General features: G+C 63.3%; 15 protein-coding genes. 9 read left to right on the top strand and 6 right to left on the bottom strand.

Annotation, left to right across the window (positions count from 1 at the left end; all coding sequences use genetic code 11):
• Positions 1-113: 113 nt before the first annotated feature.
• Positions 114-1,292 (bottom strand): NAD(P)/FAD-dependent oxidoreductase, encoded by a 1,179-nt coding sequence (locus ACU5AY_RS04070; RefSeq protein WP_446828103.1) that lies wholly within the window; start codon positions 1,290-1,292, stop codon positions 114-116.
• Between ACU5AY_RS04070 and mnmD the strand changes: the two genes are divergently transcribed.
• On the top strand, positions 1,291-2,019 hold the full coding sequence (gene mnmD, locus ACU5AY_RS04065; protein ID WP_446828102.1) for a tRNA (5-methylaminomethyl-2-thiouridine)(34)-methyltransferase MnmD: 729 nt from the start codon (positions 1,291-1,293) through the stop codon (positions 2,017-2,019). The two genes, ACU5AY_RS04070 and mnmD, sit on opposite strands and share 2 nt — an antisense overlap.
• On the opposite strand, the gene ACU5AY_RS04060 is transcribed toward mnmD, so the two are convergent.
• From ACU5AY_RS04060 to ACU5AY_RS04050, 3 genes are all read right to left on the bottom strand, one after another.
• The gene (locus ACU5AY_RS04060; RefSeq protein ID WP_446828101.1) at positions 2,008-5,310 is read right to left on the bottom strand and encodes a response regulator; all 3,303 of its coding nucleotides are present in this window, start codon (positions 5,308-5,310) and stop codon (positions 2,008-2,010) included. The two genes, mnmD and ACU5AY_RS04060, sit on opposite strands and share 12 nt — an antisense overlap.
• A 182-nt stretch (positions 5,311-5,492) precedes the next feature.
• Positions 5,493-6,059: a cytochrome b/b6 domain-containing protein gene (locus ACU5AY_RS04055; protein WP_446828100.1), complete on the bottom strand. Its 567-nt coding sequence runs from the start codon at positions 6,057-6,059 to the stop codon at positions 5,493-5,495.
• Positions 6,049-6,321 (bottom strand): PepSY domain-containing protein, encoded by a 273-nt coding sequence (locus ACU5AY_RS04050; RefSeq protein ID WP_446828099.1) that lies wholly within the window; start codon positions 6,319-6,321, stop codon positions 6,049-6,051. Before ACU5AY_RS04050 ends, ACU5AY_RS04055 begins: the two co-directional genes overlap by 11 nt.
• 178 nt (positions 6,322-6,499) lie before the next feature.
• Here ACU5AY_RS04050 and ACU5AY_RS04045 point away from each other — a divergent pair, with 178 nt between their 5' ends.
• From ACU5AY_RS04045 to ACU5AY_RS04010, 8 genes are all read left to right on the top strand, one after another.
• Entirely contained in the window at positions 6,500-6,811 is a 312-nt protein-coding gene (locus tag ACU5AY_RS04045; RefSeq protein WP_446828098.1) for a PepSY domain-containing protein, read from the top strand.
• Positions 6,812-7,477 (top strand): response regulator, encoded by a 666-nt coding sequence (locus ACU5AY_RS04040; protein ID WP_446828097.1) that lies wholly within the window; start codon positions 6,812-6,814, stop codon positions 7,475-7,477.
• A complete protein-coding gene (locus ACU5AY_RS04035) occupies positions 7,477-8,829 on the top strand; it encodes an ATP-binding protein (protein WP_446828096.1) in 1,353 nt (450 codons plus the stop codon). Before ACU5AY_RS04040 ends, ACU5AY_RS04035 begins: the two co-directional genes overlap by 1 nt.
• Positions 8,830-9,131: 302 nt before the next feature.
• Positions 9,132-10,514, top strand: coding sequence for a DEAD/DEAH box helicase (locus ACU5AY_RS04030; RefSeq protein ID WP_446828095.1), 1,383 nt, complete (start codon positions 9,132-9,134; stop codon positions 10,512-10,514).
• Between the two features lie 332 nt (positions 10,515-10,846).
• Positions 10,847-12,241 carry a circularly permuted type 2 ATP-grasp protein gene (locus ACU5AY_RS04025; protein ID WP_261931878.1) on the top strand — a complete coding sequence of 465 codons (1,395 nt, stop codon included), beginning with the start codon at positions 10,847-10,849 and terminating at the stop codon, positions 12,239-12,241.
• A gap of 3 nt (positions 12,242-12,244) precedes the next feature.
• The gene (locus ACU5AY_RS04020; RefSeq protein WP_446823497.1) at positions 12,245-13,183 is read left to right on the top strand and encodes an alpha-E domain-containing protein; all 939 of its coding nucleotides are present in this window, start codon (positions 12,245-12,247) and stop codon (positions 13,181-13,183) included.
• Positions 13,184-13,229: 46 nt separating this feature from the next.
• On the top strand, positions 13,230-14,057 hold the full coding sequence (locus ACU5AY_RS04015) for a transglutaminase family protein (RefSeq protein WP_446828094.1): 828 nt from the start codon (positions 13,230-13,232) through the stop codon (positions 14,055-14,057).
• 80 nt (positions 14,058-14,137) lie between these two features.
• Positions 14,138-14,614, top strand: coding sequence for a hypothetical protein (locus ACU5AY_RS04010; RefSeq protein WP_446823495.1), 477 nt, complete (start codon positions 14,138-14,140; stop codon positions 14,612-14,614).
• Between the two features lie 21 nt (positions 14,615-14,635).
• Here ACU5AY_RS04010 and ACU5AY_RS04005 read toward each other — a convergent pair whose 3' ends face one another.
• The gene (locus ACU5AY_RS04005; protein ID WP_446828093.1) at positions 14,636-16,300 is read right to left on the bottom strand and encodes a CRTAC1 family protein; all 1,665 of its coding nucleotides are present in this window, start codon (positions 16,298-16,300) and stop codon (positions 14,636-14,638) included.
• 11 nt (positions 16,301-16,311) lie between these two features.
• Complete coding sequence (locus ACU5AY_RS04000; RefSeq protein WP_446828092.1) at positions 16,312-17,721, bottom strand: di-heme oxidoredictase family protein; 1,410 nt, start codon at positions 17,719-17,721, stop codon at positions 16,312-16,314.
• Positions 17,722-17,732: the final 11 nt, after the last annotated feature.

The following is a 17,732-nucleotide window of genomic DNA, read 5'->3' as shown; positions in this document are numbered from 1 at the left end:
GCACATCCCGAAAGAAGGATGAAATCCGTCGGCATCGGTCATTCCGATGCTGTTTGCGCCGGTTTAGGTGATTTGCGTAACAGATTGACGACGGGGAGAAGGCGGAATTGCGCTCAAATCTTGCCGGCCAGGACAAAGTGCCGTTCAGCGACGAAGCTCTCCGGCAGGACGATGCCGGACGGCCTGCCGGCGATCTCGCCGACGACTGCTTCGGCAAGCCGGTGGGCGATCCCGAAACTGACCTTGAAGCCACCGGTCAGAAAGGAAACGTTTTCGAATGCCGGGTGTCGGCCGGCCATCGGATCGCGGCCGATCGCCTTCGGCCTGAGCCCCGCCCAGCGTTCGACAAGCGGCGCTTCGCCAAGGCATGGCGCAAGGGCTCTCGCCCGCTCCAGCAAATCCTCCAGCAGACCATCGGTGGCGAACGGCTGGTCGAACTCCTCCTCGCTGGTGCTGCCGACAGCAACCAGCCCATTCTCATGCGGCACGACATAGACGCCGTCGTGAAAGATGACCGGCAGCGCCGGATCGATCTCCGCCTTCAACAGTGCGGCCTGCCCCTTGACCGGCTTGCCGATCGGCTTTGCCGTCGGCGCCATGGTTTCGGCGAGCGGGAAGGAGCCAACGCCGGCGGCAATCAGGCAGTGCCCGAAACGGATGTCGTTCCCGCCGACGCAGGCGACCCCCGCCTTCGCATCGATGGACGTGACCGCCGCGTTCTCCATAAGCCGCGCCCGGCCCGACTGCCGGAGAGCGGCAATCAGCGCCGCCGTCAATGCGCGCGGCGACACGCGGGCCGCAAACGTGTCGAGCACCACGCCAAAGGGCGCGGCTTCGGCATGAGGCCACGCCGCAAATGGCGACTGCTCCAGCACCTGCCAGACATAATCTTCGCCCGGGACTTGCCAGTTCAGCCGCGCATCCTCGGAATGACCGAAGGCGCGCTCCCGGTTCTGCTCGTGGGTCAGCGGCAGAAGACGGCCGCAGCGGCGGTATCCGGTCGAAAGCCCGGTCATCTCTTCCAGCGCCGCGACCTCGTCTTCAAGCGCAACGAGCGCATCGAACTGAAACTGCTTCTTGGCGTTCCAGCGGTCGGGTTGATGCGACATCAGTGCGCCGAGAAAGCCGTTGCTTGTGCCCCCGCCCAAACGGCCCGCATCGGCGAGCAAGACATCGAGGCCCGACTGCATCGCCTTTAGAGCCGCCCAAAGCCCCATGATGCCGCCGCCGACGATCAAAAGACCGGCGGACGATTGACCGCTTGCAAACGCGGTATTATCGGCTTGGCTCATGACGGATCCAATTTCGAACGACAGCGCCTCCGGCAACAGGCTAGAATGGCGCGAGGGCGATATGCCCTATTCGACCGCCTTTGGCGACCACTTTTATTGCCAGACGGACGGACGGCTGGAATGCGCTTATGTGTTCATGGACGGCAACGGCCTGCCGGCGAGATGGCAGGCAGGCGCTGACTTCCGCATCGGCGAACTGGGGTTCGGCACCGGTCTCAACCTCTGCGAAACCTGGCGGCAATGGAAACAGTCACGAACAGCGGATGGTCATCTGCACTTCACCTCGTTCGAGCTCTATCCCATGCAGCGCGAGGAGATCGACAGGGCGCTCGCCCACTGGCCGGAGATCGATGCCGAACGGCAGGGCCTGACATCGCTCTGGCCCGACGCGCCAGAAGGCATCCTCACGCTCGAACTCGACAGCCGCACGACGCTGACGATCTTCTGCGGCCCGGCGGCAGACACTGTTCCGGCCGTGCACATGCCTTTCGATGCCTGGTATCTCGACGGCTTTGCCCCCTCCCGCAACCCGGACATGTGGTCGCCGGAACTGATGGCCACGGTCTGTGCGAAGACGGCGCCGGGCGGCACATTTGCCACTTATGCAGCGGCAGGTTTCGTCCGCCGCAATCTCGGAGCCGCCGGCTTCGAGGTCATGCGTCGGCCGGGATTTGCGGGCAAACGCGAAATGCTGTTTGGAACGAAGGCCGCGCCCTCAGGGGCGTGACTGCCCCGCCCCCGCCCCTTCCACATCGCTCAAGAGCGCGTGGATCTTGTCGAGCAGGACCGAAGGCACGATCGGCTTGGCCATGTGATCATCCATGCCCGCGTGCAGGCAGACCTCGCGCTCCCGTTCGAGCGCATGGGCGGTGACGCCGATGATCGGCACATGCGCGCCGTCGCATCGCTCCTGCTCCAGTTCGCGGATCATCCTGGCGGCTTCGAACCCGTCCATCACCGGCATGGAGACGTCCATCAGGATCAGGGACGGAGAGAGCGCCTCCCAGCTCGCCACCGCATCGGCGCCATTCTCGACCATCTTGAACCGCAAGCCCGCCTCGAGAAGGATCTGCGAGAAGAATATCCGGTTGACCTCGTTGTCCTCGGCGACCAGTACATCGATCCGCTGTGCATCCGTCTTCCCGACCGCCGGCCGGGGCCGGGCTCTCCCGTCCACAGGTGGTACCGGGAGGAATGTGTCGCGGCGTTGACCGTCCATGCGCGCAGCGGTGCGCAAGACCTCGATCAGCGTGCTGCGCAGAATGCCAAAGCGAACGGGCTTCACGACATAGGTATCCGCGATCGTCCCGGTCTTGGGCTGGCCGCGCTCGGCCGCGTCCAGCGAAGACAACAGAACGGCCGGTATGTGCGGGCAGATCTCGCGGTGGATGATGCCGACGGCGGCAGTCCCCTTCATGTCGTCGAGCCGTTCGTCGACGATGATTGCCGCCGGCTTCACACCTGCTTCGAGTGCCGCCTTGAGGATCTGCATCGCCATGCCGGCGTCTTCCGCCACAACGGCTTCGCAGCCCCAGTCGGAGAGTTTCGCGCTGAGCAGCTCGCGCCCGATCGGATTCGAATGGATCACCAGCACGCTGCTGCCGCCGAGATCGACAGGGAGCGCCCAGACCCGCTCGCGATGCGACGCCACGGCAAAGGGCAACTCGACGGTGAAGGCGCTGCCGACACCCGGCTCGCTTTCGACCGAAATCGTGCCACCGAACAGCTCGACCAGCGTTGCCGTCACCGACAGTCCCAGCCCGATGCCTTCGTAGCGTGCGCTGTTGCCCGCCTCGAGCTGGTGGAACTTGTCGAAAATCGTCGGAAGCTTGTCCGCCTCGATGCCGATGCCGCTGTCGCGAACCGTCAGGACCAGCGTGACGCACGACGGATCGTCCTTGTCAGTGCGTGAGGCAAGGTCGATCAGCACATGACCGGCCTCGGTAAAGCGGATAGCATTGCTGACGATATTGGTGAGGATCTGCCGCAGGCGGCCCGCATCGCCGACAAGCGTGCTCGGCAGACTGTCGTCGCTCGACAGGAATATCTCGAGGTCCTTTTCGAAGGCCGCGGCCGACATCAGCGTCGCGACGTCCTCGACTGCCTCGAGCGGGTCGAAATGCTGGCTGACAAGCCGCAGCTGACCGGCTTCGAGCGTCGAGAAATCCAGGATATCGTTGATGATCGTCATCAGCGCCTTGCCCGATTTGACCATCACGTCGATGAACGTCTTCTGCCGCGGATCGGGATCGGTCTTGGCCAGCAGTTCGGCCATTCCCAGAACACCGTTCATCGGGGTGCGGATTTCGTGGCTGACGACAGCGAGAAAGTCCGATTTCGCCCGGTCGGCGGCTTCGCTGCGGGCGAGCGCGACCTTCAGCTCTTCCTCGCGCTGCTTCATCTCGGTCATGTCGGTGAGCACGATGGTCCACTGGCCGAGACCGTTGGGCGAGGCCTCCATATGCACCCAGGTCTTGCCGGCGGCCAGGAAACCGGCGGAAAACGCCTGATCATTCAGGAGAAAATTGTCCCATTCGGCCGACGGGTCAGCAAGTTCGCCCTCAAAGTCGCCACGGGCCGCGCAATGCGAAATGAGGTCCGCCCAGGCAGCGCCGGGCATCAGCACTTCCGGCGGCAGTTCCAGCATGGCCGGCAGCGCATCGTTCGACAGCAGAATGCGTCCGTCCTCGATCAGCAGCAGCCCCTGCGACATGACCCGGGTCGCATCGGAGATGAACCGGCCAAGGCGGGAAAGCTGTTCCTGCACCTGATCGATCTCCATCTCCCGCGACCGGATGGTGGTCACGTCGGTGTAGATCATCAGCAGGCGTCCGTCGCTCAGGTGGCGATTGGAAACGACGACGAACTTGCCGTTTTCGTATTCCACTTCCTGCGGCTTGTCGAAACTGTTGTCGGCAAGCTCGGTCCTTCGCCTGTCGACATATTCGTCCAGCGCCTCGGTCTTCACGGGCGCCATCCCGCCCTGCCGCGTCAGCTCGACGACTTCGGAAAAGCCCATGCCTTCTATGACGGCATCATCGGGCCAGCCCCAGATATTGCGCGCCTCCTGGTTGACGTATTCCACGACGAAGTCGCTCGACATCATTACGACGCCGACCGGCATCGCTGACACCAGCCGTTCCAGATCCCCGCGCAGGGACTCGGTTTTTGCCCGTTCGGCAATCAGCTGCGCTTCGCGCTGCTTCAGTTCGGTGACGTCGGTGATGGTGCCGACGAGAAATGATCCCGCCCCGGCGGTGGAAACCCTCGTAATACGGCAAAGAAGCACATGCTCCTCGCCATCCGGCAGGAGCGCCGTCTGCTGGAATTCGGCCGTCGATCCGGTCTCCAGAACCACCTCGTCGGCAGCCTGGTATTCGAGGCCGACCGGGCCGAAGATATCCGGTTGCGTCGTGCCGATGAGCTTGTCTTCGGGCATGCCGACGATACGGGCATAATGCCGGTTTGCGGCAATCAGCCGATGATCCCGCCCGCGAACGAAGGTGGCGACCGGCAGCTTGTCGAGGAGTTCCTTGAAAAGGTCCTGCCCGAAGGAATGTTGATCGCCGGCAGGCGCCAGTCCGTGATCAGGCGGCTTCCCGGGAGTGCCGGCGCCTGGACCGGAAGCGTCCGTGGCGGCTGCAGGCCCTGCGGAAGGCACCTCCGTCTGCTCTTCGAAGAGGCCGACGACGTGGAACTGGCCGCTGTCTGAAATGAACCGCTCGATCAGCACGGAATGACGCGTATTGCCGGACGCATCGAACCAGGCGGCGGTTTCTTCCGAGCCGAAGACAAGCGCGCGCCGCTCTCGTTCTTCCAGCTCGCCGGTCACGCCGGCTATGCCGAGGTCGCTTGCAAGACGGCCTTCGAAACTGTCGGCAGTAAGCCCGAAGAGACGTGCAAAGGCATCATTGACCGCAGAAAAGCGAAGCTTCCCATCCTTTACGTAGGCGGGAAGTTCGTGAGCGCGGATACGCTCACATGCCAAAAGAACCAAGTCGGCCCCGGCCTCGGTCAAATGAAAACTCCCGGTTGCACTAAGTCAGGTCGACAACAGGAATACCCGATTTCCCTTGAACAATTCGTTAACCATAAGTCCGGGAAGCCACAAATTGGAAAGCAGGCTATCGGAATGAGAATGCCAGGGCCGCTCGGGCGGGGAGCGTTGCGGTCCTGGCATCGATCAAGCGGTCTGTTTTGTTATTGCGGCCGCTTGCGCCCGGTGATCATGGCCCGAACGAGATTTTCCCGATGTTCGAAGCTGGCGAGTATGACACCGAGGATGTGAAGCCCGACGAGCCCCAACGTGACATTGACAGCGCCTTCGTGGAGTTCACCGACCCATTCCACGCCCCAGTAAGCGTCCGTGGTCATCATGTATCCGGTCGTCGCAATGGTTGCGATCATGACGAGAAGCGCGATCACCATCGCGCCGCCGGCCGGATTGTGGCCGAGATAACGCCGCGCCCGCATGCGTGCTGTATCGCTGAGGAAACCAAGCACCGTCGACGGCCGGTAGATGAACGTCGAGAACCGCGCATGCTCGGTGCCGACCAGGCCCCAGAGGACCCGGAACGCGATCAGCCCGGCGATCACGTAGCCAGAGAGGATGTGGGCGCTCTTCCATTCGTCGCCGGTCAGGTAGGAAAAGGCGAAGAAGCCGACCAGAGACCAGTGGAACAGCCGGACTAAAGGGTCCCAGACCTTCTCGGTCGCGGCGCCCTCGTCGAGCGCGCCGCCATTGTCGAAATCGGCGTCAACCGTCATTGTCTTCACCAGCGGCTTCGCCGGTCACCGGGTTAAACAGCTGCTCGACGCGCTTGCCCTCGGGGCTGACGGCATAGACTTCGTAGCAGCCCTTCTCGGCCTTCACCTGACGCACCTTGTAGCCCATACCCTCGGCCTTCTGCTGCATGGCCTCCTTCGACATCCAATTGGACTGAGGCTCGTTGCCACACGGGCTTTCCGCCGCGAAGGCGGCACTGGCAAAGGCTGCGGAAGCAAGGATTGCAAGAATAGTGGTCTTCATAAAAGTCGTCTCCATCATCTTGGATCAGCCGGACTGCCCGGCCACGAGATGAACCCTAGCGGAGCCAAACTGACGGCTGGCTGACGGCCCCTGTCAGCTTCCTGTAAGGTTGGCGGCGCTAATGGAGAGCATGGCAACTCTCGGCAAATTGCACTCCGCGTCCCTCATGAGAAGGCGCATGCTGGTCCTCGCGCTCAGCGGCCTTGCGGCCTGCCTGCCGCTTTCGGCCCGAGCCGATGACGACGACGGAGACGGAGACGACGACCGGGACGATGCGCTGCGCTCCGTGCGCGCCGGGCATACCAAGCCTCTCTCGGCTATTCTCCCGACGATAAGGGAGCGATGGCCGGGCGAGCTCGTAGGGGTGAAAGTCCGGCGAAGACGGCACCGGCTTTATTATGCCATCCGCGTCGTCGCCGAGAACGGCCATCTCATCGAGATCGAGGTCGACGCCGCCTCCGGCGCCGTCATCGAGGTGGAAAACGAATAGATGCGCGTCCTGCTTGCCGAAGACGATCCGCTAATCGCCCGCGATGTGACCGCGCACCTCACGAGCGCCGGCTATCTGGTGCGGCACGTCTCGGACGGCGAGACCGCATGGCACCTCGGTGATACCGAAGATTTCTCCGCCGCCGTCCTGGATCTGGGCCTGCCGGCGCTCGACGGCATGCAGGTGCTGAAACGCTGGCGCACTTCCGGCCGCGACATGCCGGTCCTCGTCCTGACCGCGAGGGGAAACTGGGAAGAACGGGTGGAAGGCATCGACGCGGGTGCCGACGACTACCTGCCAAAGCCCTTTCGCATGCTCGAACTTCTGGCGCGGCTGAGGGCGATAATGCGCCGCTATGCCGGCCAGTCGGGAACGATGCTCGCCTGTGGTCCGATCGAGATCGACACGAGGAACAAGGCCGTCTTCCTGCATGGCCTGCCGGCGCCGCTGTCGGCCCTCGAATACCGATGCATCGCCGTTCTCGCCATGAATGCCGGCCGGCCCATTTCCCAGGTCGAACTTACGGAACAGCTCTATGAACAGGACTTCGAGCGCGACAGCAATTCGATCGAGGTGCTGATCACACGGTTGCGCCGCAAGCTCGGCAAGGAAACCATCCTCACCAAGCGCGGCTTCGGATATCAGCTGACGACCAGCGAGGCGTGATGCGGTCGATCAGGCTCCGCTTTCTCATCGTCTCCCTGATCGGCATAACCATCGCGCTCTCGCTCGCCGCCTGGTTCTTCGTCATCCTGTTTACCCGCAACCTGCAGGCCCGGATCGACGGAGAGCTGTCGGGCTATATCGGACGGTTGGCCGCGACACTGCAGTTCGATGACGCCGGTGCCCTGAAACGCCCCGAACAATTGGCCGACAACCGCTTCTACCAGCCCTATGGCGGTCTCTACTGGCAGATCGAGGATGCGGTGCAAAGCGTCCGCATGCGTTCGCCATCTTTGTTCGACTATGCCCTGCCCCTGCCCGCTGATACCCATGAGCCAGGCACCATTCACCGCTACCGCCTGCCCGGCCCCGACGGAAACGACGTGATGGTGCAGGAGCGCATCATCGTCCTTGCCGCACCGGGCGGAAAGCGGGACATCCGCATCGCGGTCGCGATCGACGCTGCCGGCCTCGACAATGCCAGCCGCCGCTTCGCCCGTACGATCCTGCCCTACATCCTTGCCCTGGCGCTTCTGCTCTCGCTGATGTCGGCGGCGCAGCTGTCCTTCGGCCTTCGTCCGCTGTCGAGGCTTGCCGAAGACGTCCGCAAGATCCGCGAACGCCGGGCCTTGCGGCTCGACGGCCAGTATCCGAGCGAGTTGTCAGGCCTGTCGAGCCAGTTGAACCAGCTGATCGAAGCCCAGGAAAAGACGGTCGAATCCGCCCGCACCCGCGCCGCCGACCTGGCGCACGGTCTCAAGACCCCGTTGACCGTGCTCGCCAATGACGCACTGACTCTGCGCGAGAAGGGGGAGACAGAGATAGCCGACGAACTGGAGGCGCTGGCCGCGACGATGCGGGCGCATGTCGATCACGAACTGGCACGGGCGCGCATGGCGCCGAGTGCCGAGCAGAGACGCTCCGACGCCAGCCTGAAGGCGGTTGTCGACGGTCTGATCAGGACCTTGCATCGCTCTCCGGATGGGGAGAGGCTGGATTGGCGATCGGACATCCCCGAGCACGCCGTGGTGCCCGTCGACCCGCAGGACGCCCGCGAGATGCTGGGCAACATTCTCGAAAACGCCGCCAAGTGGGCAGCGGCCAGCGTGGCCGTCGGGGCGGTCATGACCCGCAACGGCTGGCGCCTGACCATCGAGGATGATGGCCCCGGCGTCTCGCCCGACAAGCTCGGTGATATCACCGCGCGCGGCCTGCGTCTTGACCATCGCAAGCCAGGCAGCGGCCTCGGTCTCGCCATCGTCACGGACATCGCAACGCTCTACGATATCGATGTCGCCTTCGACAATCGTGCGGAGGGTGGATTGCGGGCCACCTTCCTGTTTCCAAGGCTCTGATACGCCGTATGTTTTTCGCAGCTGCGAAACAATTACCTTGACTTGTGGGCCGTAATCCATCAAACAGCGGGCAGCTTTCACCTTCCGGCCGCCGCGTGAGCTGGCCCCTGCGATTGAATTGAACGGACGCTCAAGAAGGAAAAGCGCAATACGTAAAGCACCGAGACGGTGCCATCCCAGCGCTGGAAAGCTTTTTCCAACAAGCAAGTTCCCACTTCACGCGGGGTTCTTGATGTCTCACAGGCCCGACCCGCAGAAAGCGGAGCCGGCGTTGCCTGTTGCGGCATCCGAAAGGTATTGACTTGACCACATTTGAATCTCTGGGTCTTTCTCCCAAGATCCTGAAGACCCTCACCCTCGCCGGTTTCGAAAATCCGACCCCGATCCAGGCACAGGCCATTCCGCTGGTTCTGGAAGGCCGCGACCTCATCGGTCTCGCCCAGACCGGCACCGGCAAGACGGCCGCATTCGGCCTGCCGATCATCGAAATGCTGATGGTTGAAGGTAAGGACGGCGTCCGTCCCGACCCGCGCACCACCCGCACCCTCATTCTCGCCCCGACCCGCGAACTGGTGAACCAGATCGCCGAAAATCTGAAGGCTTTCGTCCGCAAGACGCCGCTGAAGATCAACACCGTCGTCGGCGGCGCTTCGATCAACCGCCAGCAGATGCAGCTTGCCTCCGGTTCCGACATCCTCGTCGCGACCCCCGGCCGCCTGCTCGACCTGATCGCCCGCAACGCCCTGTCGCTCTCAAAGGTCAGCTATCTCGTCCTCGACGAAGCCGACCAGATGCTCGACCTCGGCTTCATCCACGACCTGCGCAAGATCTCCAAGATGGTGCCTGCCAAGCGCCAGACGCTGCTCTTCTCGGCCACCATGCCGAAGGCGATCGCCGATCTCGCCGGCAACTTCCTGACCAATCCGGTCAAGGTCGAAGTCAGCCCGCCCGGCAAGGCTGCCGACAAGGTCGAACAGTACGTGCACTTCGTCGCCGGCAAGAACGACAAGACGGTCATCCTCGAAAAGTCCCTCAACGACAATCCGGACGGCCGGGCTCTCGTCTTCCTGCGCACCAAGCACGGCGCCGAGAAGCTGATGGTCTACCTCGACAAGCGCGGCTTTGCCGCCGCGTCGATCCATGGCAACAAGAGCCAGGGTCAGCGCGAACGGGCGCTCAAGGGCTTCCGTGACGGCTCGGTCAAGGTTCTCGTCGCCACCGACGTTGCCGCCCGTGGCATCGACGTTCCCGGCGTAACCCACGTCTACAACTACGACCTGCCGGAAGTGCCGGACGCTTACGTCCACCGCATCGGCCGTACGGCCCGTGCCGGTCGCGACGGCGTTGCCATCGCCTTCTGCGCACCGGACGAAGCAGGTCTTCTGCGCGACATCCAGCGCCTGATGGGCATCGACATCGTCGTTGCCTCCGGCGAACCGCATGCGGGCAATGCCCGTCCGGTCCGTGGCAGCGGTGGCCGCAACGCCGGCGCCGGCCGTGGCAACGGCCAGCGCGCACCCCGCGCCCAGGGTGCCGACGCCGAGCGTCGCGACCATGGCGATGGCGCGGGCCATCACCGCGCCGGCAAGAAGCCGCACCGCAAGGGCGCCGCTTTCCGCGGCGGCAAGGGTTCCTCCAGCGGTCGGCCAAGCGCCGGCCGGCAGGACCGCCGCGAACGCGCGTAAGCCTTGACGGCATCAATGTAATGGATGGCGGGGCAACGTCCCCGCCATTTCTTTTTCATGCGGCGCGACATGCGTGGCCGCCGCTGAACAGCAAATGCACAACTGACCAAATAAGCAGCAGCACCATCCTGCTTTTTCGGCATCCGCTTTGGAAACCCGGTCAGTTCAGTCCATCGCCCGGCATCTGCGGACAGAGCTTCGCTGCCCAAGACAGCGAATTCCGCGCCCGCGAAATTTCTTTCGCCTCGATTGCGCACGCTTCTTGCATTGCCGATAGCATTGTAATCTTATGTGAAAAAATCACAGGGGAAGTTCACTTGGCATTCGATGAAATGACAAACGCGGACGGAAGCCCGCGAGAACCCTACAGGAAATATATGGAGTGGCTCTCGGTACAGGATACCGAGCATTTGAAAGCCAAGGCGCGCGACGCCGAGAATATCTTCCGGCGAACCGGGATCACCTTTGCCGTCTACGGACACGAAGACTCCTCCGAGCGCCTCATCCCCTTCGATCTCATTCCCCGCATCATATCCGGCCGTGAATGGCGAAAGCTGGCCCAGGGCATCGAGCAGCGCGTGATCGCGCTCAACGCCTTTCTCGACGACATCTACCACAAGCAGGAGATCGTCCGCGCCGGCCGCATTCCAAGAGAGCTGATCGAGCGCAACGACGCCTTCCTGCCCCAGATGATCGGCATGAAGCCGCCGGGTGGCGTCTACACCCACATCATCGGCACCGACATCGTCCGCACCGGCGAAGACCAGTTCTACGTCCTGGAAGACAATGCCCGCACGCCCTCCGGCGTCAGCTACATGCTGGAAGACCGGGAAACCATGATGCACATGTTCCCGGAACTCTTCCAGAAGATCCGGGTGCGCCCGGTGGAAGATTATCCACTCAGGCTCCGCCAGTCGCTCGACACGCTCGCACCTCCCGGCTGCAAGGGAAAACCCCGCGTCGCGGTGCTGACCCCCGGCATCTTCAACTCGGCCTTCTACGAACACGCCTTCCTCGCCGACCAGATGGGTGCGGAGCTGGTGGAAGGCTCGGACCTGCGCGTCATCGACGGCAAGGTGCAGATGCGTACCATCCGCGGCTACGAGCCGATCGACGTGCTCTATCGCCGCGTCGATGACGACTTCCTCGATCCGCTGACCTTCCGCCCGGATTCGGCGCTCGGCATCGCCGGCATCATGGATGTCTACCGCGCCGGCAACATCACCATCGCCAATGCGCCCGGCACCGGGATTTCCGACGACAAGGCGATCTATTCCTACATGCCCGACATCGTCGAGTTCTACACCGGCCGCAAGGCGATGCTGGAAAACGTGCCGACATGGCGCTGTTCGGAACCCGATAGCCTCGCCTACGTGCTCGACAACCTTGCCGACCTCGTCGTCAAGGAAGTGCACGGCTCCGGCGGCTACGGCATGCTGGTCGGCCCGACGGCGACGAAGAAGGAAGTCGCCGAATTCGCCAAGAAACTGAAGGCCAAGCCGGGCAACTACATCGCCCAGCCGACGCTGTCCCTCTCCACCGTTCCCATCATGGTCAAGAAAGGCGTTGCCCCGAGACACGTGGACCTCAGACCCTTCGCACTCGTATCGGACAAGGTCAGGATCATCCCCGGAGGGCTGACGCGCGTCGCCCTCAAGGAGGGTTCGCTCGTCGTCAATTCCAGTCAGGGAGGCGGCACCAAGGATACCTGGGTGCTGGAGGACTAAGACATGCTCGGACGTACTGCCAACGGACTCTACTGGATGTCGCGCTATCTCGAGCGCGCTGAAAACACCGCCCGCCTCATCGATGCCGGCCTGCGCCTGTCACTGACGCGTTCCACCGGCGCGGACGACGAATGGGAAGGCATTCTCCATTCGGCCGACGTGAAGGAGGCCTATCTCAAGAAGCACGACAAGGTGACCGCTGCCGACGTGATCGACTTCATGCTGCGCGACCGGGACAATACCTCCTCCGTCCTCAACAGCATGGAATTCGGCCGCAACAACGGCCGCATGGTGCGCACCGCATTGACCCGCGACACGTGGGAAGCGCTGAACGAATGCTGGCTGGAGACACGTCAGCTCCTGTCCAAGCGGGTCAGCCCGGCCGTGCTGCCCGACGTCATCGAGACGATCAAGCGGCGCACCTCGCTGATCGGCGGCATGTTCTTCGGCACGATGCTGCGCGACGAGAACTACAACTTCGCCCAGCTCGGCACCTTCATCGAACGCGCCGACAACACCAGCCGCATTCTCGACGTGAAGTACTACGTGCTTCTGCCGTCGATCACCTCGGTCGGCTCCTCGCTCGACAGCGTGCAGTGGGAATCGATCCTGCGCTCGGTCTCGGCGCAGCGCTCCTACAGCTGGGTCTACCAGGAAGACTATTCGCCGGCCAACATCGCCGACTTCCTGATCCTCAACGTGCAGATGCCGCGCTCGCTCGCCTATTGCTACGAGAAGCTCTGCTCGAACCTCAACTATCTCGCGCTGTCGGTCGGCGACCGCCACCAGGCCCATTCCACGGCGGAAGCCATGCGCAACCAGTTGCGCACCAAGTCGATCGCCGAGATCATGGACCAGGGGCTGCACGAGTTTCTCGACGCCTTCATCACGCAGAACAACCAGCTCGGGATGGAAATTTCATCCGCATACAGGTTCTATTAATCGTGAACCGGATTGAGCCCCGAACAAACAGGATGGACCTTGCGGCATGAGACTGAAGATCAGCCACATCACCGAATACCGCTATCCGACCCCGATGGAATTCTTCCTGCAGCGCCTGCGCCTGACGCCGAAGTCCGGCCCGGGCCAGGAGATCGTGTCCTGGAAGACGTCGATTGAGGGCGCAAACTTCGAAGTGAGCTATGACGACCACTTCAGCAACCGCGTGCAGCTCCTGAGCATCACGGCGGAGACCGACAGCGTGCGCATCATCGCCGAGGGCGAAGTCGTGACATCCGATCTTGCCGGCGTCACCGGTCCGCATGTCTCAAATGCGCCGCTCTGGCTCTTCAAGCGCGAAACGCCGCTGACCAAGCCCGGAAAGCTGGTCCGCGAACTGACGCGCGGCCTGACCGGCACCGATCTCGAAAAGATGCATGCGCTGATGCTCTCGATCCACGAGGCCATCGTCTACGAACCGGGCAACACGACGACCGCGACGACCGCGGAGGATGCGCTGGAGCACAAGAAGGGCGTCTGCCAAGACCATGCCCATGCCTTCATCGCCGCCGCGCGTTCGATGAAGATACCGGCACGTTACATCTCCGGCTACCTGTTCATGGAAGACAAGCTCGAACAGGAAGCAACGCACGCCTGGGCGGAAGCCTATGTCCCGGATCTCGGCTGGGTCGGCTTCGACCCGGCGAACAACCTCTGCCCGGACGAGCGCTACATCCGCGTCGCCTGCGGTCTCGACTACCGCGACACCGCGCCGGTCTCCGGCATGCGGATAGGCACCGGCGAGGAGAAGATGACCGTCACGGTGAAGATCGTCGAAGCCGAGCCCGGTCAGTCACAAAGCCAGAGCCAGGGCTGAAGGATCGCGCGCCCTCGCGACCGGCAAGCTCCGCGCCAATTTGCGCGGCTAGAACCCTTGCACGAAAGGGAGCCGTGATCATGCTGTTCGGGCAATCGGTCTTTCAGTCCGTGCTGGAAAGGCTGAAGGAAGAACATCCGGAAATCGAGGACGAGGAACCGTCATACCGCGTGCGCGGGCTCGGCGCGGCGTTCGTCGCCGCCCAGTCGCCTTCCGACGATGTCACCGCCCGCGGCGTCATGAACGCCTATATGGACTTTGCCGGCGAGGCGCCGCCTCCTGAGCCCGAGCCAATACAAGAGCCGGTCGTCGAGGAAGCCCCGGTGATGCCGGAGCATCTTTCCCGCATCGATCCGCAGGAGGTTTCCGACGAACTGGCGCTCAGCGAAACCGACACGGTCGCAAGCCTTCACGAAAAGCGCCGGCTGTTTGCCAAGGCCAATCACCCCGACAGCGTCCTCGCCGCATTCCGCGACAACGCCAATATCCGCATGATGATCGCCAATCTACTGATCGACGAGGCGCTGCGGCGGCTGAAAAAGCAGGACACCCGCTGATCCAGCCGCCCTCGGCTTCAATCAGTGCGCATTGCTCACCGGAAACCAGTATTGCGCCCCGGCGGCACCGCGCCGGATCACCACATGCTGGTTGGCGAAGACGCGGTAGGGCGCGCTCCACTCTCCATCCGGCCATTGCACCCGGATCACCGCGCGTTCGTTGACGCCGAGCCCGAAATGCGTGAAGCCGAGACGGCCCGACGCATGGCCGCCGCCGACCTGCACGGTCCGGACCTGCGTCAACGTCCCTGCCCTGACATTGATCTTGGCGCCGACGGCGAAGGGATTGACCTTGCCGTTGTCGAGCTCGATTTCCGTCCAGTTGCCAAGCGGCCGGTAACCCCAGTCGGTCTTGGCGCCCATGTTGCGGAACAGGCTCGCCTTCTGGCTGCGGTTGACGACCAGCAGATCGAGCATGCCGTCATTGTTGAAGTCCTCCAGCACCGCGCCGCGGCCCTTGGTGTTGAGCGCAATTCCCGCCTCGCCGCCGCGCTCGTGGAACTTGCCGTCGAAACCGCCGAGCAGAAGATTGTCCGGATCGAAGTTGGCGAAGTCCGGCATCACCTCGACATTGCCCTTGGCGATGAAGAGATCGAGGTTGGTGTCGTTGTTGACGTCGGCGAATTCGGAATGCCAGCCGGTCGAGGGCCGCCGATCGCCGCCGGTATAGGGCCGGTAGGCGGTCGAGCCCTTCTCATAGGCGATGTCGCGGTAGGTCGGACGATCCTCCTCCGCCTCGTCATCCAGCGTCTGCAGCATGGTGTCGCCCATCGAGGTCAGCGCATATTCCGGCAGGCCGTCGGCGTTGAGGTCGGCTTCCGCAATCCCCATGCCCCAGATCTTCAGGGCCTGCCAGCCCTGCGCCGTTGTGTACTGCCGGGGTGGATGGCCGTCCGGGAGTTCCCACAATTGCTCCTGGCCACCGCGATAATATTGCCGGTCGTTGGTGACCCTCAGCGACGCCTTGCCCGACCGGTTCCAGTCGGTAAACAGCATCGACAGCGTGCAGTAGCTGGGCCTGAGCGCGAATCCGTCCGAATAGTCCGGCTTGTCGCCCTCCTTCGGCCGCAGCAGCCGGTTGTCCGAGCAGGTGCCGAACGGCGAACCGGGCGCGGAGCGGTCGACATAATTGCCGATCGCGAGCGTCGGAAAGCGGCTCCCCGTTTCCCACGTCGCAGCGAACGCCGTCGACCAATCCCGCCCGCCATCGAAGGCGAAGGCGCGGTTCGCCTTTTCGAAGCTGCAGTTCGGCCCGCCCTTCAGGACGATGTTCTCGCCAAGCCGCAGCAGCACGAGATCAATGTGGCGGTCATTGTCGATATCGACCGGATAGACGCCGAGCACCGACTTCTCGTCCCGCTCGGAAAGTCCCAGCGACCGCTTCTCGAAGGCGAACGCACCACCGACCGGACTGCGGTTCACGTAGAGCTTTGTCGGCGACGTTCCGCCGGCCAGCACCAGGTCCGGCGTCCGGTCGCCGTTGCAATCGAAGCTCGCGACGCCGCCGCCGACGAAATATTCCCACGGGCCGGTGTATTCGTGATCGATGCCGGCGGCGAGCGCCTCCTCGTGAAACTGCGGAATGTCCCCGTAGAAGGGAGCTTCGGGCTTTGCGTCTTCCGCGGCAATCGAAGGCTGGAACAGCCCGAGCGCGGCGAGACCTGCGTAAAATGCGGTTTTCTTCATGATCCCCCTCCTCATGGCTTGATCACCAACGTCTTCAGGTAGGCGATGATGCTGTTGCGGTCGGCTTCGGATGCGGCGACATAGGCATCCCGTGCCGCCCGCCCATCACCGCCATGCGCGCGGATCACCTCGTCGAGCGTGGTGAGATCGTTGCGATGGCCGTAGGGTGCCGTCGAGCCCACGCCCCAGAGTTCGGCGGTCATGAAGATGTTGCGATCGACGAATCGCTGCGGCAGCAGTTCGTTGCCGAGCTGGTCGATGCTGTTGTCCGTCATCGTATGACGCTTGAGATCGCCGAACAGCGGCACCAGAACCTCGCCCTTTTCGTTGCGGGGCAGCGCATCCGTCCACTTTTCCAGCGCCAGATCGTAGACGGCGGGTGCCTTGACCTGCGAAATGCTGAGCGTGCCGGCCACATCCGCACCGCCGGGATCGGCGAATTTGAGCGACGTCAGCGGCAGGCTCGGCTTGTGACAGGTCTCGCAGCCCATCGAACCGAAATTCTTCGCGCCGAGCGCGGCCATCTCGCGCCAGCGGCCGTCTTCGGGCACCTCTTCGACCGGTGCCGGCCGTGTCGCCTGCCAGGCGACCAGCGCCGACACGTCGGCGGCATTGATCTCGTCGGCGATGCCGTCGCCGTCGAAATCCGCCTCGCCCGTCCAGCGCGCCCCGAAGCGTTCATCGGCCTCCATGCCGTGATGGGCATTCAGTGCATTGATGGTGAACTGCCGGATCGACGTCATCACGCCCTTCTGGCTGAACGGCCGGATGACGAGATCCATGTCGACGCCGTCTAGCTCACGCATGTCGACGATGCCGTCCGGATGCACGGTCAGCCAGCCGAAATCGATGCCCTTGCTCGCAAGCTTGATGCGCAGTTCCTTGCCGGCCTTCTCCGCCGCCTTGAGCGCATCGAGGCGCTGGCGCTGCAGATCGGCCGTCATTTCGCGCGCAAGCAGTTCGACAAGCCCGGCACCGAACAGATGAGTCGATCCGCGCTCGTTGGAAAACTGCGGATCGGTCGTGTCGAAATCGGCGCTTTCGAAGCCTTCCGAGACGAACACGTTCATCGAGAAGTCGCCCGCGCCGCCGACGACCGGCTGGTTATGACAGGACGAACAGGAATTGGCGTCCATGCCGGCGGTGCGGGAAAACTCGTTCGGGACCGGATGCCGGCGCTTGGTCGGTACGATCGCCTGGGTGGCCAGAGGACGGCCAGCGCCGTCGAGCGTGGTGTAGCGCGCCTCGAACAGCTTCTCGCCGATATCCGAGAGCGTCTTGAGCTGCGCCGCATCGAGCGTGCCGGAAACCTCGATTCCCGCCGTCCCGAGTGCCGCGGTGCGCTCTTCCCATGGCTCTGCGGCCATCACCGGCATAGCCAGTGCGGCCAAAGCCACCCCGCCCGTTATCCATCTCCTCATAGTCCCCTCCT

This window comes from Rhizobium sp. PAMB 3174 (assembly GCF_052908375.1).
Note: the sequence above shows the minus strand (reverse complement) of the source record. Positions and strands in the feature narration are given on the sequence as shown.

Excerpts from the sequence above, each read along its gene's own strand:
- mnmD (WP_446828102.1), top strand. The coding sequence starts at position 1,291 with ATGACGGATCCAATTTCGAACGACAGCGCCTCCGGCAACAGGCTAGAA.
- ACU5AY_RS04070 (WP_446828103.1), bottom strand. The coding sequence starts at position 1,292 with ATGAGCCAAGCCGATAATACCGCGTTTGCAAGCGGTCAATCGTCCGCC.
- ACU5AY_RS04055 (WP_446828100.1), bottom strand. The coding sequence starts at position 6,059 with ATGACGGTTGACGCCGATTTCGACAATGGCGGCGCGCTCGACGAGGGC.
- ACU5AY_RS04050 (WP_446828099.1), bottom strand. The coding sequence starts at position 6,321 with ATGAAGACCACTATTCTTGCAATCCTTGCTTCCGCAGCCTTTGCCAGT.
- ACU5AY_RS04045 (WP_446828098.1), top strand. The coding sequence starts at position 6,500 with ATGCTGGTCCTCGCGCTCAGCGGCCTTGCGGCCTGCCTGCCGCTTTCG.
- ACU5AY_RS04040 (WP_446828097.1), top strand. The coding sequence starts at position 6,812 with ATGCGCGTCCTGCTTGCCGAAGACGATCCGCTAATCGCCCGCGATGTG.
- ACU5AY_RS04035 (WP_446828096.1), top strand. The coding sequence starts at position 7,477 with ATGCGGTCGATCAGGCTCCGCTTTCTCATCGTCTCCCTGATCGGCATA.
- ACU5AY_RS04025 (WP_261931878.1), top strand. The coding sequence starts at position 10,847 with ATGACAAACGCGGACGGAAGCCCGCGAGAACCCTACAGGAAATATATG.
- ACU5AY_RS04020 (WP_446823497.1), top strand. The coding sequence starts at position 12,245 with ATGCTCGGACGTACTGCCAACGGACTCTACTGGATGTCGCGCTATCTC.
- ACU5AY_RS04015 (WP_446828094.1), top strand. The coding sequence starts at position 13,230 with ATGAGACTGAAGATCAGCCACATCACCGAATACCGCTATCCGACCCCG.
- ACU5AY_RS04010 (WP_446823495.1), top strand. The coding sequence starts at position 14,138 with ATGCTGTTCGGGCAATCGGTCTTTCAGTCCGTGCTGGAAAGGCTGAAG.
- ACU5AY_RS04005 (WP_446828093.1), bottom strand. The coding sequence starts at position 16,300 with ATGAAGAAAACCGCATTTTACGCAGGTCTCGCCGCGCTCGGGCTGTTC.
- ACU5AY_RS04000 (WP_446828092.1), bottom strand. The coding sequence starts at position 17,721 with ATGAGGAGATGGATAACGGGCGGGGTGGCTTTGGCCGCACTGGCTATG.